Source organism: Microbacterium sp. NPDC056044 (genome assembly GCF_042267145.1).
Classification (GTDB): domain Bacteria; phylum Actinomycetota; class Actinomycetes; order Actinomycetales; family Microbacteriaceae; genus Microbacterium.
Map to the genome: position 1 here is coordinate 1 of NZ_JBHJWZ010000002.1, position 23729 is coordinate 23729.

Below are 23729 nucleotides of genomic sequence, written 5' to 3' on the forward strand. Positions count from 1 at the left end.
GACAAGTGCACGCTGTTGAGTTCTCAAAGATCGGACGCACCCACCATCCGGTTTCACAACCATCACCGCGGGGCAACTTCACTATCTTACACATCGAATTCGCATGAGCGGTATTCGAGTGATGAGGTGGTCCGCTGCTTGAGGGGAGCCAGACCTTCCGGTCTTCCGCTCTACCCTTTGGGGCGAACATGATTACTGTACACGCGATCGCGGCACTCGTCCAATCGGCCCCAACATCACTCGCTGCCCCGGTCGATCAGCCAAGCGCCTCAACGTATCGGCCGCCTCCCCGCAGCGACCCGAGCCGACCCTGGCAGCGCGATATGTCCAAGGTGTGAACCCCACGCGACCGGTTGCGTCCATTGCATGGAAGGCGTGCGGATCCGTCCTCGGGTGTGCGATGGTGATTTTGGCTTCTACTGGCACGCCTGGCCCATCCCCAGAGGGTCGCAGAAGGGCGGTGCGCTCCCTGTCCCCAGCAGAGGCGCCCACGCCGTCGGAAGCTCGGTCCCCCTCGAGCTTGGTCGCTGGCAGGCTTCTGGCTCGAGGGGGGCTGCTCAGAAAAGCGCCCGCGCATGCTCGGCCGTTCCCCAGTTCCCCAGTGGCGTGTCGTGAGGCGAGACCCCCACAGTCTCCCCAGTGCCTCACGACGTCGCCACACTCAAGTTACCGTGTCCCCCAAACGGGGGACAGGAAATCTGGGATATCTTGCGGCAAACTTGCGGTTCTGTTCACGCCCCAGCGACAGCGACCGCGCCCAACCGCTCTCGGTCGCGGCCGACCTGCTGGGGGCAGCTTCGGCCAGCGCGCTCGATTCACGGCGCGTGCGGCTGCCGATCGCTCCTGGTCGCCATCAGCGACGGGTTCCCGAAGCAATGGCGTGTTACGCCCACTGCGGCCGCGGGACAATGCACCCTGCGAACTGGGGCTCGTCCCCGAGGCAGATCATGAGCAGCGAAGGCTGTCGCAGACCAGGAGCAGGATGTGCCATCATCCGAGGAACGCTGGCGGAGGGGCACGCATATGACGATGAACGATCAGCTCGCCGGTCCACGCCCCCAGACCGCACGTACCCCGTGGGGTCTCATCGTCGCGGCCACGCTGCTTACTGGAGCGACCATCGCGCTCATCTGGCTCGCCGCCGTGCCGTGGGGGCCTGTGGTGTGCCCCGCGATCTACCCGATACCGAGCTACTGCGTCCCCGAGAACCGCACCGGCGTCGCGATGATCGCCACGATCGCCGTCGTGCTCATCTACGCCGGCACCGTGATCGCCGCTGTCGCCGGGGGCCGCTGGCTCCGTGCTGCCAAGATCGGGACCGGGGTCCTCGTCGCCGCGCCCATCGTCACCTACCTCGCCGTGGCGTTCATCCCCGGGTGGGCGTTCTTCTCCTGATCGCAGATCTCCGCGTGAGCCGAGCACGCTGCGCGGAGTGCGCGTGACGCCGCGACCTTGTAAGCCGAGAGTGGATGCGGATTCCGCGCCAACTGCGCTCAATGTGCACGACGAACGCAGCACGAGACGTCCACCAACGAGAAAACCCCCGAGTTTACGGGGGTTTTCATGGCGGTGACGGTGGGATTTGAACCCACGGTAGGGGGTTACCCTACACAACTTTTCGAGAGTTGCACCTTCGGCCGCTCGGACACGTCACCGCCGACAAGCTTACGACACGAAACAGGATGCTGCGAATCGGCCGTCGGCCGGGGCCTCAGCCGAGCTCGATCGCGCCGCGGATCACGTCCACCACACGCGCCGGCTCGTCGATCCCGACGGCGAACACGTAGGTCGCCGTGAAGCCGATGCCGGCGAGCGACTCGGCGAGCCCGGCCAGCTCCGCCGCGGTCGACGCGGGCGTGACGGCGACCATCGCGGTCTTCTCGATGTCGTCGTAGTCACGGCCGACGGCGTCGCAGTGGCCGCGGAGCACGTCGAGCTTGTGAGTGGGCAGCTCGCCCCGGACCCCGAGGTTGCAGGCGTCCGCGTACTGGGCGACCAGCCGCAGCGTCTTCTTCTCGCCGCCACCTCCGATCATCAGGTACGGATGCGGACGCGTGATGCTCTGCGGCGAGTTCAGCGTCCGCTCGAGCTGCCAGATCGCGCCCTCGTACGGCTCCTCCGACTCCGACCACATCTGGAGGCAGATCTGCAGCGTCTCCTCGAGCTCGCGGAACCTCTGCGCGACCGGCGGGAACGGGAGGCCGAGTCCGCGGCACTCCTCTTCGTTCCATGCGGCGCCGATGCCGAGCCCGACGCGCCCGCCCGACAGCACGTCGAGCGTCGTCACCTGTTTCGCGAGCAGTGCCGGATGCCGGTAGATCACTCCCGTCACCAACGCGTGGAGCAGGGCCTTCTCGGTGTGCGCCGCGATGAACCCGAGCGTCGCGTACGCCTCGAGCATCTCGTGCTCGACCGGACCGAGACCCGGCAGCTGCCAGAAGTGGTCCATGACCGTGATGCGACGGATGCCGGCGTCCTCGGCATTGCGCACGTGCCGGGCGAGTGCGGGCCCGAGCTGCGCAGCGCCGCTGCGCCACGTGAAGTCCGCGATGTGGATTCCGAAGTCCATCGGCATCTCCTGTTCCGAACGACCGGATCGGCTGCACCGTCAGGCTAGTACCGCCCGGGCGGTCGCGGCCCCGGTGTCGCCGGGCGGGTCTAGCGTGGGGTGGGTGACCGACGAGCACGCGGCAGAGGCGCCGGCATCCGTCGCGGGCCGCATGCCCACCACACAGCGGTACGTGTTGTGGATCGCGGTGCTCGCGTCGTTCGTGGCGTTCCTCGACGGCACGATCGTGAACGTCGCGCTGCCGGCCATCAGCGACGAGCTCGGCGGGGGCATCACGACACAGCAGTGGGTCGTCGACGCCTACCTCATCACCCTCGGTGCGCTGATCCTCGTCGCGGGGTCCGTCAGCGACGCCTACGGTCGCGTGCTGGTGCTGCGCATCGGGCTCATCGGCTTCGGCATCGCCTCCCTCGCCATCGCCGCCGCCCCGACCGCGGAGTTCCTCATCGTCGCGCGCGGCGTGCAGGGTGCGGCCGGCGCGTTCCTCGTGCCGAGCTCACTGGCGCTCATCACCTCCAACTTCAGCGGCGGCGCGCAGAGCCGGGCCATCGGCATCTGGACGGCGATGACCACATCCGCGATGATCGTCGGCCCTCTGCTCGGCGGCATCCTCGTCGATCTCGCGTCCTGGCGCTGGGCGTTCCTCATCAACGTCGTGCCGATCGGCGTCACGCTCGTCCTGCTCGCGCGCGGCCGCTTCCGCGACACGCGGCATCCCGACGCGTCGATCGACTGGCTCGGCGCAGCGCTGTGCACCCTCGGCCTCGGCGGCATGGTCTACGCGCTGATCGAACAGCCCACGCAAGGGTGGGGCTCCCCCGCGATCTGGCTGCCGCTCGCGCTCGGCGCCATCCTGTTCCTCGCGTTCGTGCTGCGCCAGCGCACGGTGAGCCACCCGATCCTGCCGCTCGACCTCTTCCGGGTGCGCAACTTCTGGACCGGCAACGTCGCTACCACCTTCATCTACGGTGCGCTCGCCCTCAACGGACTGGTCGTGGTGGTGTACCTGCAAGAGGGCGCGGGCCTGTCCGCGACCCTCGCCGGACTCGCCAGCCTGCCGATGACGATCGTCATGATCCTCTTCAGCTCCCGCGTCGGCGCGCTCAGCGGCGCCTGGGGTCCGCGGTTCTTCATGACCGTGGGCCCGATCACGATGGGCGTCGGCGCGCTGCTGCTCCTCACGGTCGGCACCGCGTTCTCCTACTGGTGGCAGGTGCTGCCGAGCATGATCGTGATGGGCGCGGGTCTCGCGCTCACGGTCGCGCCGCTCACGTCCGCGATCCTCGGCGCGATCGAGCCCGAACGGTCGGGCATCGCCTCAGCGGTGAACAACGCGGTGGCGCGCGTCGCGGGACTCATCGCCATCGCCCTGCTCGCCACGATCGTCGGCGGTGCGCTCGACCTCGAGGGCTTCCACCGGTCCGCCATCGTCACTGCGGTGCTGATGATCGCGGGCGGCGTCACGTCGTTCTTCGGCATCCGCAATCCCCGGCACGCACCCGACGCCACGCCCGACCGCACATAGACCCGGCCATCGACGCTGGCTCGCAGCATCCATCGACTGCAAGACTGGCCGCATGGCCGTCATCGAGAATTCGAAAGTCACCATCGTCGGAGCCGGCAGCGTCGGCTCGAGCGCCGCGTATGCAGCGCTGATCCGCGGTTCCGCACGCCACGTCGCCCTCTACGACATCGCCACCCAGAAGGTCGAGGCGGAGGTGCTCGACCTCGCGCACGGCACGCAGTTCACGGGGACGAGCGACATCATCGGCGGCAGCGACCTGTCGGTGGTCGAGGGCTCGCACGTCGTCGTGATCACGGCGGGCGCGAAGCAGAACCCGGGCCAGACGCGCATCGAACTCGCCGGCGTGAACGCCGGGATCATGAAGAAGATGATGCCGCAGCTGCTCAGCGTCGCGCCCGACGCGGTCTATGTCATCGTCACCAACCCCTGCGACGTGCTCACGGTCCTCGCGCAGGAGGAGACCGGCCTGCCGCCCGAGCGCATCTTCGCGTCGGGCACGGTGCTCGACACGTCACGTCTGCGTTGGAAGCTCGCCGAGCGCGCCGGCGTCTCGACCTCGAGCGTGCACGCGTACATCGTCGGCGAGCACGGCGACACCGAGTTCCCGCTGTGGTCGAAGGCGACGATCGGCACCGTCCCGATCCTCGAATGGGTCACGCCCCGCGGCGACCGCATGAGCGTCGAAGAGCTCGACCAGATCGCCGTCGACGTCCGCGACGCCGCGTACAAGGTGATCCAGGGCAAGGGCGCGACCAACTACGCGATCGGCCTGTCGAGCGCGCGCATCATCGAGGCGATCCTCAAGGACGAGCGCGCGGTCATGCCCGTCTCGCCGGTGCTGCGGGACTTCCACGGCGTCGACGGCGTGGCGCTGTCGGTGCCGTCGGTCGTGAGCGCGGCCGGCGCCGTGCCGATCCGCGAGACGCAGTTCGACCACCAGGAGCTCGAGCTGTTCCACGCCTCCGCCGACGCGCTGAAGCAGGTGGCCGACTCGCTGCGGGGCTGAGCCCCTGCTTCTCTGAAGATGGTGGATGCCTCGGCCCGAGGCATCCATCATCCTCACGCGAAGAGTCGGGCGAGGTTCTCCAGCGACGACGCGAGACCCTCGGCGTGGTCTTCCGAAGAGATGCCGGGGGGTACGTCGGTCGCCTCCACGGTGACGAGGGTCCCGCCGTCACGCGGCTCGAAGCGCCAGGTCATCGTCATCGTGCCGGCGAAGGCGGGGACGTCGGAGGGGAAGGCGATCGCCTCGACGATCCGAAGCGGCGGCGCGAGCTCGAGGCGGCGCACCTCGGCGACATCGGCGTCGGCGGTCGACTTTCCCCCGCCCTCGGGGGCCACGTCGTAGGTCAGCACCATCCGGTAGCCGGTGCGCGGGTCGAACCGCTCGAAGCGGCCGGTCATCCCGGCAGGCGGCAGCCAGGCGAGGAGCATCTCCGCATCCGTGAAGGCGGCGAACACGCTCTGGGGAGCGGCCGCGATGCGACGGGATGCCGAGTCCACACGCATCCCCTCAACCTACGCCTCGACCGCACCCGCGGGGCTCGGCGGCGATGTCGCGGGCCGGACGTAGGCTCATCGCATGCCCGCCGCTCGACGCCCGACGCAGACCGCCCCCTACCGGTGCACCGAGTGCGGCTGGACCACGCTCAAGTGGGTCGGGCGCTGCGGCGAGTGCCAGCAGTGGGGCACCGTCGTCGAGGCCGCCGAGCAGACCGGCATCCTCCGGTCGGTGACGCCCGTCTCACCGGGTGCGGGGCGCGCGGCGCAGCCGATCACCCGCATCGACACGTCCGACGCCCCGCGGCGCACCACCGGCGTCGGCGAGTTCGACCGCGTGCTCGGCGGCGGGCTCGTGCCCGGTGCCGCGATCCTGCTGTCGGGTGAGCCGGGCGTCGGCAAGTCCACGCTGCTTCTCGAGGTCGCCGCGCAGTCGGCGAAGGCCCGGCGCCGCGTGCTCTACGCCTCGGCCGAGGAGTCCACGGCCCAGGTGCGGCTGCGAGCCGAGCGCACCGGCGCGCTGCACGACGAGCTCTACCTCGCGAGCGAGACGGACCTCGCGACGATCCTCGGGCACGTCGACGACGTGAAGCCCGACCTGCTGATCGTCGACTCGGTGCAGACGGTGTCGTCGGCGCTGTCCGAGGGCATGGCCGGGCACCCGTCGCAGGTGCGCGAGGTCGCGGCGACCCTCATCCGGGTCGCGAAGGAGCGCGGGCTGCCGACGATCATCGTCGGCCACGTCACGAAGGACGGCTCGATCGCCGGGCCCCGCATCCTCGAGCACCTCGTCGACGTGGTGTGCCAGTTCGAGGGCGACCGGCAGACGTCGCTGCGGTTCGTGCGGGCCCTCAAGAACCGCTTCGGCCCGACGGACGAGGTCGGATGCTTCGACATGACCGGCGCCGGCATCGCCGAGGTGCCCGATCCCAGCGCCCTGTTCCTCGGGCACGGCAGCACCGAGCCGGGCACGTGCGTGTCGATCGCGCTCGAGGGCCGGCGGGCGCTCCCCGTCGAGGTGCAGGCGCTCACGATCGACAGCAAGTCGGGCAACCCGCGGCGCATCGTGAACGGCGTCGACGCGGCGCGGGTCGCGACGGTGCTGGCGGTGCTCGAGAAGCGGATGAAGATCAAGACCTCCGACCAGGACGTCTATGTCTCGACGGTCGGCGGGGTGCGCTTCGCCGAGCCGGCGGCCGACCTGGCCATCGCGCTCGCGGTCGCCAGCGCGGTCGAGGGCTGGACGATCCCCCGGCACATCGCCGTGGTCGGCGAACTGAGTCTGGCCGGCGAGGTGCGGCCCGTGACGCAGGCGACGCAACGGCGCAGCGAGGGAGCGCGTCTCGGCTACCGGGACGTCATCGACCACCGCTCGGGATCGCTCGGCGGCGCGGTGAGCGACGTGAAGGTCCGTTCCAAGGGCCGTCCGGGCGAGGACGTCCCCGAGTTCTGAGCCGAGCCGGCGGCCTGGGAGCGCCGATGCCTGGTGCGCTCAGCGTCCGCGGGTGCGCCGGCGACGGTCCGGGTCGGCGAATCCCAGCGCGATCGGGATCACGAGTCCGGCAGCGCACACGATGCCCACGAGCACGAATTCCACCCGGCGAGTCTGCCGCGTCACCCCGAATGACGCAAACCCTTCTCCCGGAGTGTCGGCGGGTCGAGGCATCCGTCGTCGTCCACCCCACGCCGTATCAGCGAGCCGAGGAAGGCAGGAGCGGTGACCCGCGCACGCTCAGGCGTCGAGCGCGGCGATGAGGTCGGTGGGTGAGGCCTGCAGCGGGTGGGGTCCGGCGATGTCGAAGAAGACGGTGGTGATCTCGTCCTCGTGCGCGCCGAGGAAGGCGCGCAGCCAGCCCGGGGGCTGCAGGGCGACGCCGGGCGGCAGCGTCGCGGGCTTGTGGGCGGCGTCGCTGAAGAGCAGCAGCGCGATGTCGCCGGTCTTGGCGTCGCGGTAGGTCCACACCTCGCCGACGTCGAGCGGGTTGTCCCGCTGGCCGGGTCGCATCAGCGGCACCACCGTCGGACCGTGCCGCAGCGCGAAGGCGACGGCGGCCATGTCCTGCGTCTGGAGCGCGTCGCCGAGCTGCGTGTTGCGGAAGTCCGCCGCTCCGGCCTTCTTCATGCGCTTCTTGCCTGCCACCCGTCCAGCGTAATCGCCCGCACCACCGCGGTCCCGCTCCCGCGAGCCGTCGCATACGGCCGCGCCGCACCCCCGCAGACGGCCACCCGCGACGCCTCGCCGCACGGCCCGGCGCCGCACGCGGCCAGGGCCTCAGGCGAGGAAGCCGCGCAGCAGGGCCTCCGAACCGGCCAGGTGTTCGAGGATCGCCGCTTCCGCAGCATCCGGCCGCCCCGCGAGGATCGCGGTCACGATGCGCTCGTGCTGCACGTTGGAGTGCTCGATGTTGCGCGGCAGCAGCGGGAAGGTGTCGAGCCACTCGTTGACGCGGGCGCGGTTCTCGGCGGCGAGCGCGACGAGCGACGGGATGCCGGCGAGCTCGGCGATCGTGAGGTGCAGCAGGGTGTCGAGCCGGCGGTACTCGGATTCGGATGCCTCGGCCACGACCTCGTACCGGGCCCAGAGCTCGTCGCGCGCGGCGGCGTCGAGGGTGCGTCCGGCGGCGGCGCGGGCCGCGCCGGCTTCGAGCACGCGGCGCAGGCCGAGGACGTCCTCGAGCTCCGCGGCTGTGACATCGCGCGGATGCGGCGGCTGCGGCAGCGGGTCGGCGACGAACGTGCCGCCGTAGCGCCCCCGGCGCCGCACGAGGTAGCCGGTGTCGGCGAGCTCGCGGATCGCCTCGCGTACGGTGTCGCGACTCACGGCGTAGAGCACGGCGAGCTCGCGCTCCGACGGCAGCGACTCCCCCGGCGCCACGACGCCCAGCCGGATCGTCTGCACCAGCCGCGCGACGGTGTCTTCGAGCGCGTTGCCCTCGCGCACCGGCCGGTAGACGGCCTTGCGCACCTCGTTCAGCGGGGCATCTGTCACGTTCGACCTCCGGCGTCCGTACGGGATTCAGTCCGCGCGCCGCCTGAACCGGTCGCGGCGCCCGAAAACCGGGCGTTCCCGCCACTCACAGACTGAATCCTGAACATGGCGGGACCCTAAAGCGGCGTGACATAGGCGTTGCTGATGCCGCCGTCGACGACGAACGTCGACGCGGTGATGAACGACGCGTCGTCCGAGGCGAGGAAGGCGACGGCGGCGGCGAGCTCCTCGGGTTCGGCGAAGCGGCCCATCGGCACGTGCACGAGCCGGCGCTGCGCGCGCTCGGGGTCCTTGGCGAACAGCTCCTGCAGCAGCGGCGTGTTGACCGGGCCGGGGCACAGCGCGTTGACGCGCACGCCTTGGCGCGCGAACTGGACCCCGAGCTCACGGGTCATGGCGAGCACGCCGCCCTTGGATGCCGTGTAGGAGATCTGCGACGTCGCTGAGCCGAGCAGCGCCACGAACGACGCCGTGTTGATGATCGAGCCCTTGCCCGCCGGCACCATGTGCCGCAGCGCCGCGCGCGAGCACAGGTACACGCTCTTGAGGTTGACGTCCTGCACGCGGTCCCACGCCGGCAGCTCGGTCGTCTCGATCGAGTCGTCATCGGCGGGCGAGATCCCGGCGTTGTTGAACGCGATGTCGAGGCGGCCCAGGTCTCCGGCGACCGAGTCGAAGAGCATGTTGACGGATGCCTCGTCCGCGACGTCCACCGGACGGAACAGCCCGTCGACCTCCGCAGCCGCCCGTTCGCCGGCCGCCGGATCGAGGTCGGCGATCACGACGCGCGCGCCTTCGGCGGCGAACCGCCGCGCGGTCGCGAGGCCGATGCCCGATGCCCCGCCTGTGATGACGGCCACCCGGTCCTTGAGCCGCTGGGTCAGATCCATGTTCTTGCCTACCCTTTCTTCCCTGCGAAGTCCGGACTTCGCAGGGTTCCGCGCCGTGAGAGCCGCGAAGTCCGGACATCGCGACCGGTGTGGAGGCCGATCACGAGGCGTCCGTCGCGAAGAAGACGTTCTTGGTCTCGGTGAAGTGCTCGGCGGCGTCGGGGCCGAGCTCGCGGCCGAGCCCCGACGCCTTCATGCCGCCGAACGGGGTCCAGTACCGCACCGAGGAGTGCGAGTTGACCGACAGCACGCCGCTCTTCACACCCCGCGACGCCCGCACCGCCCGGCCGAGGTTCTCCGTCCAGATCGAGCCGGCGAGCCCGTAGATCGTGTCGTTCGCCAGCCGGATCGCGTCGGCCTCGTCGTCGAACGGGAGCACCGCGACCACCGGTCCGAAGACCTCCTCGCGCGCGATGCGGTCGGCCGGGCCCGCCAGCACCACCGTCGGCGCGAACCAGAACCCGTCGCCGGACGGCGCCGACCCACGGAACGCGACGTCCGCCCCGTCGAGGAACCCTTCGACGGTGGAGCGATGGGATGCCGAGATCAACGGTCCCATCTCGGTCCCCTCGTCTGCGGGGTCGCCGACGCGCCAGGCCCGCACCGCGGGCTCGAGCAGCTCGAGGAATCGGTCGTACACCGACCGCTCGACGAGGATGCGGCTGCGGGCGCAGCAGTCCTGCCCGGCGTTGTCGAACACGGCGCCCGGCGCCGACGCCGCCGCCTTCTCGAGGTCGGCGTCGGCGAAGACGATGTTGGCGCTCTTGCCGCCGAGCTCGAGGGTCACCGGCTTGAGTTCGCGCGCGCAGCCTGCCGCGACATCCGTCCCCACCGACGTCGAGCCGGTGAAGACGACCTTGCGGACGTCCGGGTGCGACACGAACCGCTGCCCGACCACCGAGCCCGACCCCGTCACGACCGAGAACAGCCCCTCCGGAAGCCCGGCGAGAACCGCCAGCTCACCGAGACGCATGGCGGTCAGGGGGGTGAGCTCGGCGGGCTTCAGCACGACGGCGTTGCCCGCGGCGAGCGCCGGGGCGAAGCCCCACGACGCGATCGTCATGGGGAAGTTCCACGGCACGATGATGCCGACGACACCGTACGGCTCATGGAAGGTCACGTCGAGGCCACCGGCCACCGGGATCTGCTGCCCCGAGAGGCGCTCGGGCGCACCGGCGGAGAAGTTCAGCACCTGCGCGACGTGGGACGCCTCCCACCGGGCCGAGCCTATCGGGTGCCCCGAGTTCACCACCTCGAGCTGTGCCAGCTCCTCGACATGCGCCTCGACCACCCGCGCGAACGACCGCAGGGCATCGGCGCGCGCGACCGGCGGCAGCGAGGCCCACGCACGCTGTGCGACGACAGCACGCGAGATCGCGGCATCCGTCTCGTCCACACTCGCCCGCGCGATCTCGCGGATCGGCCGCGCGGTCGCCGGGTTGATGAGGGTGAACACGTCGCTCATGCGATCGGCACCTCGCGGGATGCATAGATGGATGCCTCGGCCACGAGTCCCGCGAACAGCCGACGGTCCTCCTGGTTCTGTTCGGGGTGCCACTGCACGCCGAGCACGTATCCCTCGCCGTCGGACTCGAACGCCTGCACGAGGCCGTCGGTGTGCGCGGTGGCGACGAGCCCCGCGCCGAGCCGGTCGATGCCCTGGTGGTGGTAGCTGTGCACTTCGAGCTCACCGGGCCCGACGAGGTCCGCCAGACGCGAGCCCTCGTCGATCTCGACGGGGTTCGTCGCGAAGACGCCGCCCCCGACGCGGAACCTCTCGGTGCCGAGTGCTTCGGGCAGGTGCTGGTGCAGCGTGCCGCCGCGTGCGACGTTCACGAGCTGCAGGCCGCGGCAGATCGCGAGCACCGGCAGGCGTCGCTGCTCGGCCCCGCGGAAGAGCGCCAGCTCCCAGGCGTCGCGATCCGGGCGGGCCTCGTCGGTGCGCGGGTGACGCTCGGCGCCGTACAGCTCGGGCTGCACGTCGAGTCCGCCGGTGAGGATCAGGCCGTCGAGCCCGTCGAGCACCGCCTCGGCGGCGACCTGAGGATCCGGCTGCGGCGGCAGCAGGACTGCGACGCCGCCCGACGCGGTCACCGAGTCGAAGTACACCTGCGGCAGGAACGCCGCGCGAACGTCCCACACCCCCTGCTTCGCCTGCTCGAGGTAGGTCGTCAGGCCGATCACCGGCTTCTTAGAGGCGCTCGAAACCACGCACCCTCTCCCAATCGGTCACGGCGGCGTCGTAGGCCTCGACCTCGATGCGCGCCTGGTTCAGATAGTGCTCGACCATCTCGTCGCCGAAGGCGGAGCGCGCAACGGCCGAGTGGTCGAACAGCTGCGCGGCCTCGCGCAGCGTCGTCGGGAGGTGGTCGACATCGGCAGTGTACGCGTTGCCCGCGAGCCGCTCGGGCAGCGGAAGCTCGTGCTCGATGCCGTGGAGGCCGCCCGCGATGATCGCGGCGAGGCCGAGGTACGGGTTGACGTCGCCGCCCGGCACGCGGTTCTCGACGCGCAGCGACGAGCCGTGCCCGACCACCCGCAGCGCGCACGTACGGTTGTCGACGCCCCACGCGATGCCCGTGGGCGCGAATGAGCCCTTCGCGAACCGCTTGTACGAGTTGATGTTCGGCGCGTAGAGGAGTGTGAACTCGCGCAGCGTCGCCAGGATGCCGGCGATCCAGTGCTCCATGAGCGGGCTGAAGCCGTGCGCGCCGTCGCCGGCCATGACCGCGTCGCCGGCCGCCGAGCGCACCGACAGGTGGATGTGGCAGCTGTTGCCCTCGCGCTCGTTGAACTTGGCCATGAACGTCAGCGCCTTGCCGTGCTGCCCCGCGATCGTCTTGGCACCGTTCTTGTAGATCGCGTGCTGGTCGGCGGTCGTGAGCACCTCGGCGTACCGGAACGCGATCTCCTGCTGGCCCAGGTTGCACTCCCCCTTGACGCCCTCGGTGTAGAGGCCTGCGCCGTCCATCGACAGACGGATGTCACGCAGCAGCGGCTCGAGACGGCCCGAGGCGAGCAGGTCGTAGTCGACGTTGTAGTCCGTCGACGGGGTGAGATCGCGGTAACCCTTGGCCCAGGCATCCCGATATGTGTCGTCGAAGACGATGAACTCGAGCTCGGTGCCCGAGAAGGCGACGAGCCCACGGTCGGCGAGACGCGTGCGCTGGCGGTTCAGGATGTCGCGGGGCGACTGCACGACCGGGTCGCCGTTCTCCCACGTGAGATCGGCCATGACGAGCGCGGACCCGGGAAGCCACGGGACGCGCCGGAGCGTCGAGACGTCCGGTCGCAGCATCATGTCGCCGTAGCCGGTCTCCCAGCTCGACATGGCGTAACCGGCCACGGTGTTCATGTCGACGTCGACCGACAGCAGGTAGTTGCACGCCTCTGCGCCGTGCGGCAGCACCTCCTCCTGGAAGAGCCGCGCCGACACCCGCTTGCCGACCAGGCGTCCCTGCGCGTCTGCGAAGGCGACGACCACGGTGTCGATGTCGCCGGCGGCGATCCCGGCGTCGAGCTCGGGAACGCTGAGGGGGGCCTGGGCCATCATGAGTCCTCCATTGGTGGGCCGCGCGTCCATTCTGCCCCGACGTCGCCGCTGTTTCCGGTGTCGTTCGGGATCAAATCACCTCTAAAGGTAGACACGAAGTACCTTTCGCGCCATTCTCTTGCCCAGAGGAGATACATCCGTACCATCGCGCGCTTTTCCCGAGAGCGAGGAGACCGTCATGTCAGATTCCCGATCCGTCGGCGGCGTCACCTACACGCAGGCCGGCAGCGAGTACTTCCAGAAACGCCAGCTCACCCGTGCAGCCGGATTCTGGGGCCTGTGGGGTCTCGGTGTCGCCGCAGTCGTCTCGGGCGACTTCTCGGGCTGGAACTTCGGCCTCGGAGCCGCCGGCTGGGGCGGGCTGCTCATCGCGACGCTGATCATCATCGTCATGTACTTCGGCATGCTCTTCTCGATCGGGGAGATGTCGGCGGCGTTGCCCCACACGGGCGGCGCCTACTCGTTCGCCCGATCGGCGATGGGCCCCTGGGGCGGCTTCATCACCGGGTTCGCCGAGACGATCGAGTACGTCTTCACCACCGGCGTCATCGTTCTCTTCTCCGCCGACTACCTCAACGGCATCTTCTCGATCCTCACCGGCGGCGCGTTCGACCTGAAGGCAGCAGGACTGCAGTGGGTCTGGTGGATCGTCCTCTACGCCGTGTTCATCGGCCTCAACACGGCGGGGGCGGCGATCTCGTTCCGCTTCGCCGTCGTCGTGTCGATCCTCACGATCGGCATCCTCGTGCTCTTCGGCGTGCTCGCCTTCGCGAACGGCGCCGTCGACTTCTCCCGCATGTGGGACATCGCGCCCGACGAGAGCGTCGCGGGGTCCTCCGAGTTCCTGCCGTTCGGCGGCATGGGCATCCTGTTCGCCCTGCCCTTCGCGATGTGGTTCTTCCTGGGGATCGAAGAGCTGCCCCTCGCGGCCGAAGAGGCGCACAACCCCCAGAAGGACATCCCGCGCGCGGGCATCTGGGGCCTCGTGACCCTCATCTTCACCGGCGCCATCGTGCTGTTCCTGAACCCGGCGGTGACCGGCTCGGCTGCGATCGCGGCCAGCGGCGAGCCGCTGCTCGACGGCTTCCGCGCGTTCCTGCCGCCGCAGCTCGCCGCGGTGCTCGCGCTCTTCGCCCTGATCGGCTTGCTCGCCTCGCTGCAGGGCATCATGTTCGCGTACGGCCGCAACATGTACTCGCTGTCGCGGGCGGGCTACTACCCCAAGTTCCTGTCGCTGACCGGCAAGCGGCAGACGCCCTGGGTGGCACTGCTCACGGGTGCGATCATCGGCTTCGTCGTGCTGGTCGGCGTCGACCTCATCACGAAGGCCAACGAGGACATCGGTGCCGTCTCGAACGCGATCGTGCTCAACATCGCCGTGTGGGGCGCGGTCATCTCCTACCTCCTGCAGATGGTGTCGTACATCGTGCTCAAGGTGAAGCTGCCGAACGTCGCGCGCCCCTACCGCAGCCCCGTCGGCATCACCGGCGCCGCCATCGCCGGCGTCATCGCCCTCGCGACGTTCATCGGCCAGTTCATCAACCCCGGGTACACGGCCGCGATCATCGCGATCGGCGTGCTCTACGTGATCGGCCTGATCATCTTCGCGCTCGTCGGGCGTCACCGCCTCGTGCTCTCGCCCGAGGAGGAGTACGCACTGTCGGGCGGCCAGCACCGCGATCCGCAGGCGGAGGGCTATGACGCGATGGAGAAAGAGGTCTTCGACAACAAGTCCTAGGTGTTCGGCCAAGACACCTATAAGGGAAAAGAAGCGGGGCGGGGCTGCCTGGGGCAACCCCGCCCCGCGGCAGTTCACGAGGCTGCTCGAGCCCTCCACCGTCGCCCTCGACACGCACGAGAAGCTTGTCCCCCGAAAGGTGGACAAACGCCTGCGCGATGGTTATCGTGGATCCGCCGTCAACGGCTGGGAGACCCGAGTCGGCGCACTGGGGAGCTGGGATCTTCTGGGGAATCTGGGGCCACCGAACTTCCGCAGCGGAGCGGTCCCTCGGATGCCATTGCAGGGCGTCCGAGGGACCGTGATCCCGCCTCCGCATGACCGCTGGGACGGTCGACCGACACTGGGGAGGTCGGATATTCGGTGCTGGGGACACCTGAGCGGCGATTCTGCGACGGAATCGCCTTCACTCTAGTGGCTCGTCCTGCAGCACTGTGCCGCCTCGCCGATCGGCGCTTCCGCCCGAAGGCGCTCCTCTGAGCCTCCGCGTCGAGACTTCTCGTCGTCGCGCTACGTCCTGCGCCGACCGAACGCTCCGTGCCGGCGTGACGAGCACACGCCCAAGCCCGGCGACCAGCAGTAGCAGTGACGGTCCGTGCGACAACGACGCCGCCAGACGAAGATTCCCCAGTCCATCGAGCTCCCCAGCTCCGCGGAGGAGTTCGGGCTGCTCCGCGTTCTGGCCGATCCTACCTCGCCCGTGGCGTCTCGAGCCGCCGCCGCGACGAATCGCCCGTGCGCGCCGGAAGGTCACCGGCGCGGGCGGATCGCAGTGGCTCAGTAGAGCAGGAATTGCTTCGGCTCGGTCGATGGGATGCCGCCGATCTCGACCGACAGATGGTACGAGGCGCCGCCGCCGGGAGCCGTCGGGCGGTTGCCGTCGGCGCACGTGCCGACCGCCGAGCGGGTGCGATCCCACGAGAGGGCGGTCGCGCTCGACACGGTCTGACCGGCGGCGATCAGCACGGTCATGTCGCTCGGCTCGTTCTGGCAGTCGGTGGAGCGCCACCAGATGTCGTCCCCGCTGGTCACCGTGAACGACTGGGCACTGGTGCCCACGTTCATCGTGCAGTCGGGGCCGTTGTTGGTGAGCTTGATGGTGAACTGGGGCTGCTGTTCGCCCGCGTAGGTGTCGGCACTCGTGACCGGCTCGACCGTGATCTCGCTCGCGACGCAGGGCTGCGCCGTGGGCGTGGACTCGGAGGTCGGCACCTGCCCCTCGACCACCGCGCCCTCGACCGCGCCGGTCTCGGTTCCCCCGGTCGTCGCTTGCGACGACGGCACCGGCAGCGATTCGGCGGTGTTCTTGGGCTGCGGCTCGTCGTCGGTCGACGTCGTCGCCGCACCCGCCCACGGCTGCGCGATGAGCAGCCACACGACCGCCACGGTGACCAGCAGGACGACGATCAGCACCAGCCGCCGGCGACGGTAGACCGCCTTCGAGGGGCGACGTCGGGGCGTGGTGCCGGTCATGCTCAACAGGCTAACCGCGGGCGCCGCCTTCGCTCGTCGGCGCGCCCCGGATTCCACGACCCGGCGGCCGCGCGGGCCCTCGCAGGCCGCGAACCGTCGCGAGTGGTCGCCCCGCGAGGCCGCGACCGGCCACACGCGACGGCTCGCGACCCGGGCTCGGGTCAGAGGCGCTTCATCATGCGGGTGTTGCCGAGGGTGTTCGGCTTCACGTGCGCGAGATCGAGGAACTCGGCGACGCCCTCGTCAGGTGAGCGGATGAGCTGCGAGTACACGTCGGGGTCGACGACCTGCTCGCCGATCTGCTCGAACCCGCGGCGCGTGAAGAAGTCGACCTCGAAGGTGAGGCAGAAGAGGCGGGAGAGGCCCAGCGTGCGGGCGTTCGTCTCGAGGCCCTCGACGATCGCCCGGCCGACGCCGTGGTGCAGCCAGCCGTCGGCGACGATCAGGGTGCGGACCTCACCGAGGTCCTCCCACATGACGTGCAGCGCACCGCAGCCGATGATGTCGCCGTTCGCGTCCTCGGCGACGAGGAACTGCTGCGTCGCCTCGTAGAGCACGACGAGGTCCTTGCCGAGCAGGATCCGTCGCTGCACGAACGGCTCGAGGAGCGCCTGGATGCGGCGGACGTCGCTCGTGCGCGCCGGCCTGACCGTGAACTCTGCCACCCGTCAAGAGTAGAACCCCGGAACGCGGAGAGCGGATGCCGCGGCCCAGGGCCGCAGCATCCGCTCTCCGTTCGATACCGGGGTTGCGGTTACGCGTTCGCCGCGAGGTCCGGCGTGGCGGTGATCTCGCCGTTGTGGACGACGCCGACGGCGACCTTGTCGCCGCGCGGGCCGTGCTCGAAGACGAACTCGCCGTTCTGCGCGTCGACCTTCACGTGATCGCCGGACTCGAGCTCACCGTGGAGGATCTTCTCCGAGAGGCGGTCCTCGACCTCGCGCTGCATGGCACGACGCAGGGGCCGGGCGCCGAGCGCGGGGTCGAAGCCGATCTCGATCAGCTTGTCCTTCGCGGCATCGGTCAGCTCGATCGTCATGTCGCGGTCGAGCAGACGCTCGCCGAGGCGCTTGGTGAACAGACCCACGATCTGGCGAAGCTCCTCCTTGTCGAGCTGCGGGAAGACGATGATGTCGTCCACGCGGTTCAGGAACTCGGGCTTGAAGTTGCGCTTCAGCTCCTCGTTGACCTTGCCCTTCATGCGCTCGTAGGTCGTGCCGCTGTTGCCCTCGACCTGGAAGCCCACGGGGCCACCGGCGATCGCCGACGAACCGAGGTTCGTCGTCATGATGATCACCGTGTTCTTGAAGTCGATGACGCGACCCTGACCGTCGGTCAGGCGACCCTCTTCGAGGATCTGCAGGAGCGAGTTGAAGATGTCGGGGTGGGCCTTCTCGATCTCGTCGAAGAGCACGACCGAGAACGGCTTGCGGCGCACCTTCTCGGTGAGCTGGCCGCCCTCTTCGAACCCGACGAATCCGGGAGGGGCACCGAACAGGCGCGAGACGGTGTGCTTCTCACCGAACTCCGACATGTCGAGCGAGATGAGCGCGTGCTCGTCGTCGAAGAGGAACTCGGCGAGCGCCTTGGCGAGCTCGGTCTTTCCGACGCCCGTGGGGCCGGCGAAGATGAACGAGCCCGACGGACGCTTCGGGTCCTTGAGGCCGGCACGCTGACGGCGGATCGTCTTCGAGAGGGCGGCGATCGCCTCTTCCTGGCCGATGACGCGCTGGTGGAGCGCCTTCTCCATGAAGACGAGCCGGCTCGACTCCTCCTCGGTGAGCTTGAACACCGGGATGCCGGTCGCCTGGGCGAGCACCTCGGCGATCAGGCCCTCGTCGACGACGGCGTGGCTGGCGACGTCACCCGAGCGCCACTGCTTCTCGAGGCGCAGACGCTCGGCGAGCAGGGACTTCTCCTCGTCGCGCAGCGACGCGGCCTTCTCGAAGTCCTGGTCCTCGGAGGCGCGCTCCTTGTCTTCGCGGACCTTGGCGATCTTCTCGTCGAACTCCCGCAGCTCGGGCGGGCTCGACAGGATCGACAGGCGCAGGCGGGCGCCGGCCTCGTCGATCAGGTCGATCGCCTTGTCGGGGAGGAACCGGTCCGAGATGTAGCGGTCGGCGAGGTTCGCCGCCGCGACGATCGCACCGTCCGTGATCTGCACCTTGTGGTGCGCCTCGTAGCGGTCGCGCAGCCCCTTCAGGATGTTGATCGCGTGGGGCAGGCTCGGCTCGGCGACCTGGATCGGCTGGAAGCGGCGCTCGAGCGCAGCATCCTTCTCGAAGTGCTTGCGGTACTCGTCGAGCGTGGTCGCACCGATCGTCTGGAGCTCGCCACGCGCGAGGAGGGGCTTCAGGATCGACGCGGCGTCGATCGCGCCCTCGGCGGCACCCGCACCCACGAGGGTGTGGATCTCGTCGATGAAGACGATGATGTCGCCGCGCGTGCGGATCTCCTTGGTGACCTTCTTCAGGCGCTCCTCGAAGTCACCGCGGTAGCGGGAACCGGCGATGAGCGAGCCGAGGTCGAGCGAGTAGAGCTGCTTGTCCTTGAGCGTCTCGGGCACGTCGCCCTTGACGATGGCCTGCGCAAGGCCCTCGACGACCGCCGTCTTTCCGACACCGGGCTCGCCGATGAGGACGGGGTTGTTCTTGGAGCGGCGCGACAGGATCTGCATCACGCGCTCGATCTCCTTCTCGCGCCCGATGACCGGGTCGAGCTTGTTGTCGCGCGCGGCCTGCGTGAGGTTGCGACCGAACTGGTCGAGCACCTGCGAGCCGCCCTGCGTCGTGCCCTGGGTCTGCTCGCCGGCGCCGGAGGCGACACCCGCGGGCTCCTTGCCCTGGTAGCCCGACAGCAGCTGGATGACCTGCTGGCGCACCTTGTTGAGGTCTGCGCCGAGCTTGACGAGCACCTGGGCGGCGACGCCCTCGCCCTCGCGGATGAGGCCGAGCAGGATGTGCTCGGTGCCGATGTAGTTGTGGCCCAGCTGCAGCGCCTCGCGGAGGCTGAGCTCGAGCACCTTCTTGGCGCGCGGCGTGAAGGGGATGTGACCGGTCGGCTGCTGCTGGCCCTGGCCGATGATGTCCTGCACCTGCTCGCGCACGGCGTCGAGCGAGATGCCCAGGCTCTCGAGCGCCTTGGCGGCGACCCCTTCGCCCTCGTGGATGAGACCGAGCAGGATGTGCTCGGTGCCGATGTAGTTGTGGTTCAGCATCTTCGCCTCTTCCTGGGCGAGGACGACCACACGACGGGCACGGTCGGTGAATCTCTCGAACATCGTTCACTCCTCCGGGGCGCCTCGGGTCGGTTGACCCACTGCGCCTTACAACGAGGGTAGCCAGCGGCTCGGGAGCGCACGGCCGTGTTCGCCGTGGGCATAGCGGGCAGGAAACGGAACGGATGCCTTGCGCCGAGGCATCCGTCTGGTTTATCGTTTTTCGATAACAACGTTTATCGATATGGAGGCGCCATGAACATGGGCTGGCCTGATCTCGCGGGAGCCCTATGGCTGATCGCGGCAGGGCTGCTGATCGTCGCCGGACTCATCGGACTCGCCGTCTGGGACGCCCGGCGCCGACGCAGTCCGGCGGTCGTCCTCGACGTCGCCAGCGCGATCGCCCGCCTATGGGTGGCTTTCGCCGGTGTAGGCGCGATCCTGGCCGTATGGCGTCAGTTCAGCGGCGACGTGTGGGTTGCGGACGTCCCGGTCGTCGTCGACGTGCCTGGCCTCTCATGCGAAGGCGCCGAGGCACCCGTGACCGCAACCGCGCCCACCCTGGTGTGCGGCAGCGTCTCAAGCGTCGATCTGACCGTCGCCGGGCTCGACATCGGTATGAGGATGCTGCTCGCCGTCGGCGACCTTCTCGCGATCGTCGTGGTGGCCACTCCGGGTCTGCTTCTCGCGATCGCCTGCAGCCAGACACTGAAGGGCGCCCCGTTCTCGCGTGTCGTCGGCCGGTGGCTGCTGATCGGCGCCCTGGTGGTGCTCGTAGCCGGCCTCGGGAGCGAACTGCTCAGCAGTCTGGGTCGAACCGTAATCTCGCACGAGCTCTTCCCCGACCACGGCGCAGATGTCGTGTCGACCGGCATATACCGCGTGGGCGTGTCGTTCTGGCCGATCGGCGCCGCGTTCGCTCTGGCGGCACTCGGCGCGATCTTCCGGCACGGTGAGCGCCTTCAGCGAGAGACGGCGGGCCTGGTCTGATGACGATGGATTCCTCAGCCCCCGCCCGCGCGGACGCGGTGACCATGCGGAGCATCGGCGTGCTCACCGCGGCGATGGCACTGGTGTTGGCCGCAGGCCAGCTCACGGCGGCCGCGGCCTACCTCTGGGCGCCGACGCTGACGCTCTCTCTCCTCGCCGATACCGATCTGACCTTCGATCCCGGGCACGGGGTGACTGCTGCCGGGGTGGAGACCACCGCGATAACGACCGCTGCGCTGAGCGCCGGCGCGCGCATCGCGTACGCGAGCGGCGGCGTCGTGCTCGCCGCGACTGCGGTCCTCGTCGGGCTTGCGCTGACCTGGCTCATGTGGGCCGCGTCGACCGGGCGTCCATTCCGCCCAGCGCTCCATCGAGTCACGTTGGCCGCGGCTTTCGCACTCGTGCTCGGCCCCCTGCTCGCGACCGCCTCGTCCGGCTTCGGCGCCATGCAAGCAGCGTTCGAGCTGAATGCGGCGATGGGAGGCATCCTGGTGCCCGGTTTCGGCGTGTCGTCCTGGGGAGTGACGATCCCGATCGTCGGTCTCGGCCTGATCGTGCTCGCCCATCTGTTCCGTCGTATGCAACGGCTCCAGCGGGAGACGGAACTGCTCGTATGACCCCCGCCGACGACGAGGGCCCCTCGGGGGTCCACTGCCGGCTCGACGAGCTGCTGGTCGAGCGCGGCATGACACTCACTCGGCTGTCGGAGCTGGTGGGGGTGTCGGTGGTGAACCTGTCGATCCTCAAGAACGACCGCGCGCGGGCGATCCGCTATTCGACGCTCTCCGCGATCTGCCGGGCGCTCGACTGCGAGATCGGCGACCTCCTCGTGCGGGCCGACTGAAAGGATGACGGATGCTGCGGGCCGCAGCAGCCACCCCGTCGGGCTCTGTCCCCGCCGCTCCGCTACCGCCGACGCCCCTCTGCTCATCTGTCACAAAGTGTCGCGGTAACCCGCACTCTGCGACAGGCGAGCAGCGATGATCCCGGATGCTGCGGGCCGCGGCATCCGGAATCCAAACGCTGTCGTCATCGTCGCCACCGACGAAGCGCTCGCCGGCTCACCCGCGACTGCGGATCGCAGCCTGTACCCGCCGCACAGCGGTCGCGGGTTCGTCGAATAGATCCGTCTTGGTGATCTGGACGACGATCCACCCGGCAGCTCGGAGCGCCTCGTAGCGAGCGATGTCGCGCGCCCACTGTTCTGAATCGCGGAGGTGATGCTCGCCCTCGTACTCGATCGCGATCTTGAGGTCGGGGTAGGCGAGATCGACGCACCCGAGGTAGACCCCGTTCTCGTGAACATCATGGTTCCGCTCAGGCTCAGGCAGACCGTGATCGATCAGCGTGAGGCGCAGCCAGGACTCGGTGCGCGACGCGGAGTCGCTGCGCACGCGCGGCAGCGCAAGCCGGGCCGCCGCCACTCCGACCCTGCGACCCGCCGCGACGGCCGCCTCGAGATCCGCTAGCGTCGCGAGCGGTGAATCAACGCGCCACGTGCGCACGACCGCATCTCCGGCCGCGACGAGATCATAGGGGTCTGTCAGCTGTCGCCCCAGACTTGCCCAGACGGCCGCGGGATTGGCGATGAGCAGACCCGTGCGCTCATCGCGAATGGGACTCACGAGCGACGGCTTGGCCTCATGACCGCGAATCCCGACACTGCGGGGAAGCCGTCGCGGTCTGAACACCGACAGATGCAGCAGCGATCTCGCGACCAGCAGATATGGAAGGGGGATTCCGAGAATGACCGCCGCGGTGATGTGGCTGAAGAACTCGCCGTCGGACATGCGCGGCGCATAAGCGAGTGCCAGCGCGAGGTGGGCCCGCTCGGCAGGCCCGAGCGCCAGGCCGCAGCGATCCGTCTCGAGTTCCCTCGGAAGGGTCGCATCGTTCGCCACCCGTACCCCATGGAACGTCTTGGCCAGGTCGGTGCGACGCAGTCGCCCATACGGCACTCCGACGTCCTTCGCCTGTCGGACGGAGAAGCGGGGTCCGAGTTCTTCGGGGAGCGGTCGCATCACACGATGAGCGTGGCCCGTCCGCCGTGCGCGTCTCGCGGTTCTTGCTTGGTCTGTGGAGAATCCCGCATTCCCCGCAGCCGTGGAGGAAGCTGCGTCCGTCGTGGTTGCTGCGGCCACAGTCACCGCTCACCTGCCGCATAGTGTCGGCGCCGGTCGACACTATGCGGCAGGTGAGCAATCGCGTAGGTGCGGTCAAGGGATCGTGCCGGCGCCGGCGCCGGTGCGGGCCGCGCGGATCTGCACTCCTGCTCACCTGTCGCAAGTTGCCGAATCGAGCGGCACTTTGAGACAGGTGAACAGTGAGGGGCGTCTGTGACAGAAGTTCACCTGTCACGAAGTGCACCCTGAGGCGGCACTTTGTGACAGGTGAACGGACAAGACAAAGGGTGACGGATGCTGCGGGCCGCAGCATCCGTCACCTACAGGGTCAGTTGGGGTAGACGGGGATGCGGACGTTGTCGAACTCGGCGCCCGTCAGGATCGCGAAGGTGCCGGCGTCCTCGTCCTCGAGGCCGTTCACCGCGGTCACGACGCCGCGCGGGGCCATGTCCATCGTGCAGACCTGGTCGGCGGGCGGGGTGACGAAGGTCACGGTGACCTCGGTCGCGCTCGTCGCCTCGGTGTTCTCGACCGCGGGCGCGCACGAGGACGAACCCCACGAGAGGATCACGAACTGGCCGTCGACGTCGGTCCAGCCGGCGCTCGGCAGGTAGTCGGTCTCGCCGCCGGCCGTCAGGCCCTCGACGCCGTCGAGGTCGGTGTCGCCGTGCCAGCCGTCGCCGGTCACCTCGATCTCGACGCCCTTCGCCGGGTCGACGCCCTCGGGCACACCCACGAGGGTGACCCGCGGAACGAAGTCTCGAGTGCAAGCCTTGTCGCCCTCGGGCTCGACGAGCGTGACCTTCATCACGCCGTCGACGTAGGTCGCCTCGTCGGCGACGGGGACGCAGGTGGAGCTGCCCTGCGTGACGACGCCGATCATGCGGCCGCCGTCGAGCCAGGCCGCGTCGACGTCCTGCTCCTTGCTGCTGTCGTCCGTGCCGGTCGAGGCAGGCGTCGGAGTGGTGCCGGTCGAGCCGGCGGGCGTGGCGCACGCGGTCAGCAGACCGGCGGTGAGGAGCGCCAGGCCGAGTCCGGCGAACAGTGAACGGGAGCGAACGGGCATGCGAGGCCTCCTGGAGTTGCGCGGACGCCATCCCCCGCGGCATCCGTCACCCATATGGTGTCGCAAAACGCCCCGGAATCTCAGCAGTCCGATCAC

General features: G+C 69.3%; 21 protein-coding genes and 1 tRNA gene. 8 read left to right on the top strand and 14 right to left on the bottom strand.

Annotated features, from left to right (window positions below; translation table 11 throughout):
• The first annotated feature begins 1023 nt into the window (after positions 1–1023).
• The gene (locus ACFC1I_RS05100) at positions 1024–1395 is read left to right on the top strand and encodes a hypothetical protein (RefSeq protein ID WP_376006785.1); all 372 of its coding nucleotides are present in this window, start codon (positions 1024–1026) and stop codon (positions 1393–1395) included.
• Between the two features lie 169 nt (positions 1396–1564).
• On the opposite strand, the gene ACFC1I_RS05105 is transcribed toward ACFC1I_RS05100, so the two are convergent.
• Together ACFC1I_RS05105 and ACFC1I_RS05110 are read right to left on the bottom strand one after the other, a co-directional pair.
• Positions 1565–1655, bottom strand: a tRNA-Ser gene (locus ACFC1I_RS05105).
• 56 nt (positions 1656–1711) lie between these two features.
• The gene (locus ACFC1I_RS05110) at positions 1712–2569 is read right to left on the bottom strand and encodes an LLM class F420-dependent oxidoreductase (RefSeq protein WP_376006786.1); all 858 of its coding nucleotides are present in this window, start codon (positions 2567–2569) and stop codon (positions 1712–1714) included.
• 151 nt (positions 2570–2720) lie between these two features.
• Here ACFC1I_RS05110 and ACFC1I_RS05115 point away from each other — a divergent pair, with 151 nt between their 5' ends.
• Positions 2721–4094 carry an MFS transporter gene (locus ACFC1I_RS05115; RefSeq protein ID WP_376007999.1) on the top strand — a complete coding sequence of 458 codons (1374 nt, stop codon included), beginning with the start codon at positions 2721–2723 and terminating at the stop codon, positions 4092–4094.
• Between the two features lie 52 nt (positions 4095–4146).
• The gene (locus ACFC1I_RS05120) at positions 4147–5100 is read left to right on the top strand and encodes an L-lactate dehydrogenase (RefSeq protein WP_376006787.1); all 954 of its coding nucleotides are present in this window, start codon (positions 4147–4149) and stop codon (positions 5098–5100) included.
• A gap of 53 nt (positions 5101–5153) precedes the next feature.
• Here the strand turns inward: ACFC1I_RS05120 and ACFC1I_RS05125 are convergent, their stop codons facing one another.
• Entirely contained in the window at positions 5154–5603 is a 450-nt protein-coding gene (locus ACFC1I_RS05125; RefSeq protein WP_376006788.1) for an SRPBCC domain-containing protein, read from the bottom strand.
• Between the two features lie 73 nt (positions 5604–5676).
• On the opposite strand from ACFC1I_RS05125, the gene radA reads away from it, so the two are divergent.
• Complete coding sequence (gene radA / locus ACFC1I_RS05130) at positions 5677–7047, top strand: DNA repair protein RadA (protein ID WP_376006789.1); 1371 nt, start codon at positions 5677–5679, stop codon at positions 7045–7047.
• Positions 7048–7326: 279 nt separating this feature from the next.
• Here radA and ACFC1I_RS05135 read toward each other — a convergent pair whose 3' ends face one another.
• The 6 genes from ACFC1I_RS05135 to ACFC1I_RS05160 form a co-directional block, all read right to left on the bottom strand.
• Entirely contained in the window at positions 7327–7734 is a 408-nt protein-coding gene (locus tag ACFC1I_RS05135; RefSeq protein WP_376006790.1) for a dehydrogenase, read from the bottom strand.
• 132 nt (positions 7735–7866) lie between these two features.
• On the bottom strand, positions 7867–8583 hold the full coding sequence (locus tag ACFC1I_RS05140; RefSeq protein WP_376006791.1) for a FadR/GntR family transcriptional regulator: 717 nt from the start codon (positions 8581–8583) through the stop codon (positions 7867–7869).
• A 116-nt stretch (positions 8584–8699) separates the two neighbouring features.
• The gene (locus tag ACFC1I_RS05145) at positions 8700–9473 is read right to left on the bottom strand and encodes a 3-oxoacyl-ACP reductase (RefSeq protein WP_376006792.1); all 774 of its coding nucleotides are present in this window, start codon (positions 9471–9473) and stop codon (positions 8700–8702) included.
• Positions 9474–9573: 100 nt separating this feature from the next.
• Complete coding sequence (locus ACFC1I_RS05150) at positions 9574–10938, bottom strand: aldehyde dehydrogenase family protein (protein ID WP_376006793.1); 1365 nt, start codon at positions 10936–10938, stop codon at positions 9574–9576.
• Entirely contained in the window at positions 10935–11684 is a 750-nt protein-coding gene (locus ACFC1I_RS05155; protein ID WP_376006794.1) for a gamma-glutamyl-gamma-aminobutyrate hydrolase family protein, read from the bottom strand. Before ACFC1I_RS05155 ends, ACFC1I_RS05150 begins: the two co-directional genes overlap by 4 nt.
• Positions 11665–13023: a glutamine synthetase family protein gene (locus ACFC1I_RS05160; protein ID WP_376006795.1), complete on the bottom strand. Its 1359-nt coding sequence runs from the start codon at positions 13021–13023 to the stop codon at positions 11665–11667. The genes ACFC1I_RS05155 and ACFC1I_RS05160 overlap by 20 nt, the downstream gene beginning before the upstream one ends.
• Before the next feature lie 181 nt (positions 13024–13204).
• On the opposite strand from ACFC1I_RS05160, the gene ACFC1I_RS05165 reads away from it, so the two are divergent.
• Positions 13205–14764: an amino acid permease gene (locus ACFC1I_RS05165; RefSeq protein ID WP_376006796.1), complete on the top strand. Its 1560-nt coding sequence runs from the start codon at positions 13205–13207 to the stop codon at positions 14762–14764.
• A 777-nt stretch (positions 14765–15541) separates the two neighbouring features.
• Here the strand turns inward: ACFC1I_RS05165 and ACFC1I_RS05170 are convergent.
• The 3 genes from ACFC1I_RS05170 to ACFC1I_RS05180 all read right to left on the bottom strand — a co-directional run bounded on the left by ACFC1I_RS05170 (position 15542) and on the right by ACFC1I_RS05180 (position 19517).
• The gene (locus ACFC1I_RS05170) at positions 15542–16237 is read right to left on the bottom strand and encodes a hypothetical protein (RefSeq protein WP_376006797.1); all 696 of its coding nucleotides are present in this window, start codon (positions 16235–16237) and stop codon (positions 15542–15544) included.
• Between the two features lie 161 nt (positions 16238–16398).
• Positions 16399–16902 (bottom strand): amino-acid N-acetyltransferase, encoded by a 504-nt coding sequence (locus tag ACFC1I_RS05175; protein WP_376006798.1) that lies wholly within the window; start codon positions 16900–16902, stop codon positions 16399–16401.
• Between the two features lie 89 nt (positions 16903–16991).
• Positions 16992–19517 carry an ATP-dependent Clp protease ATP-binding subunit gene (locus tag ACFC1I_RS05180; RefSeq protein ID WP_376006799.1) on the bottom strand — a complete coding sequence of 842 codons (2526 nt, stop codon included), beginning with the start codon at positions 19515–19517 and terminating at the stop codon, positions 16992–16994.
• 198 nt (positions 19518–19715) lie between these two features.
• Between ACFC1I_RS05180 and ACFC1I_RS05185 the strand changes: the two genes are divergently transcribed.
• The 3 genes from ACFC1I_RS05185 to ACFC1I_RS05195 are packed head-to-tail and all read left to right on the top strand — an operon-like array spanning position 19716 to position 21288.
• Positions 19716–20444 (top strand): hypothetical protein, encoded by a 729-nt coding sequence (locus ACFC1I_RS05185; RefSeq protein WP_376006800.1) that lies wholly within the window; start codon positions 19716–19718, stop codon positions 20442–20444.
• Between the two features lie 59 nt (positions 20445–20503).
• A complete protein-coding gene (locus ACFC1I_RS05190; protein ID WP_376006801.1) occupies positions 20504–21061 on the top strand; it encodes a hypothetical protein in 558 nt (185 codons plus the stop codon).
• On the top strand, positions 21058–21288 hold the full coding sequence (locus tag ACFC1I_RS05195) for a helix-turn-helix domain-containing protein (RefSeq protein ID WP_376006802.1): 231 nt from the start codon (positions 21058–21060) through the stop codon (positions 21286–21288). The genes ACFC1I_RS05190 and ACFC1I_RS05195 overlap by 4 nt, the downstream gene beginning before the upstream one ends.
• 217 nt (positions 21289–21505) lie before the next feature.
• Here ACFC1I_RS05195 and ACFC1I_RS05200 read toward each other — a convergent pair whose 3' ends face one another.
• Positions 21506–22345, bottom strand: coding sequence for an endonuclease domain-containing protein (locus ACFC1I_RS05200; protein WP_376006803.1), 840 nt, complete (start codon positions 22343–22345; stop codon positions 21506–21508).
• Positions 22346–22895: 550 nt separating this feature from the next.
• Positions 22896–23633 (bottom strand): hypothetical protein, encoded by a 738-nt coding sequence (locus ACFC1I_RS05205; RefSeq protein WP_376006804.1) that lies wholly within the window; start codon positions 23631–23633, stop codon positions 22896–22898.
• Between the last annotated feature and the right edge of the window lie 96 nt (positions 23634–23729).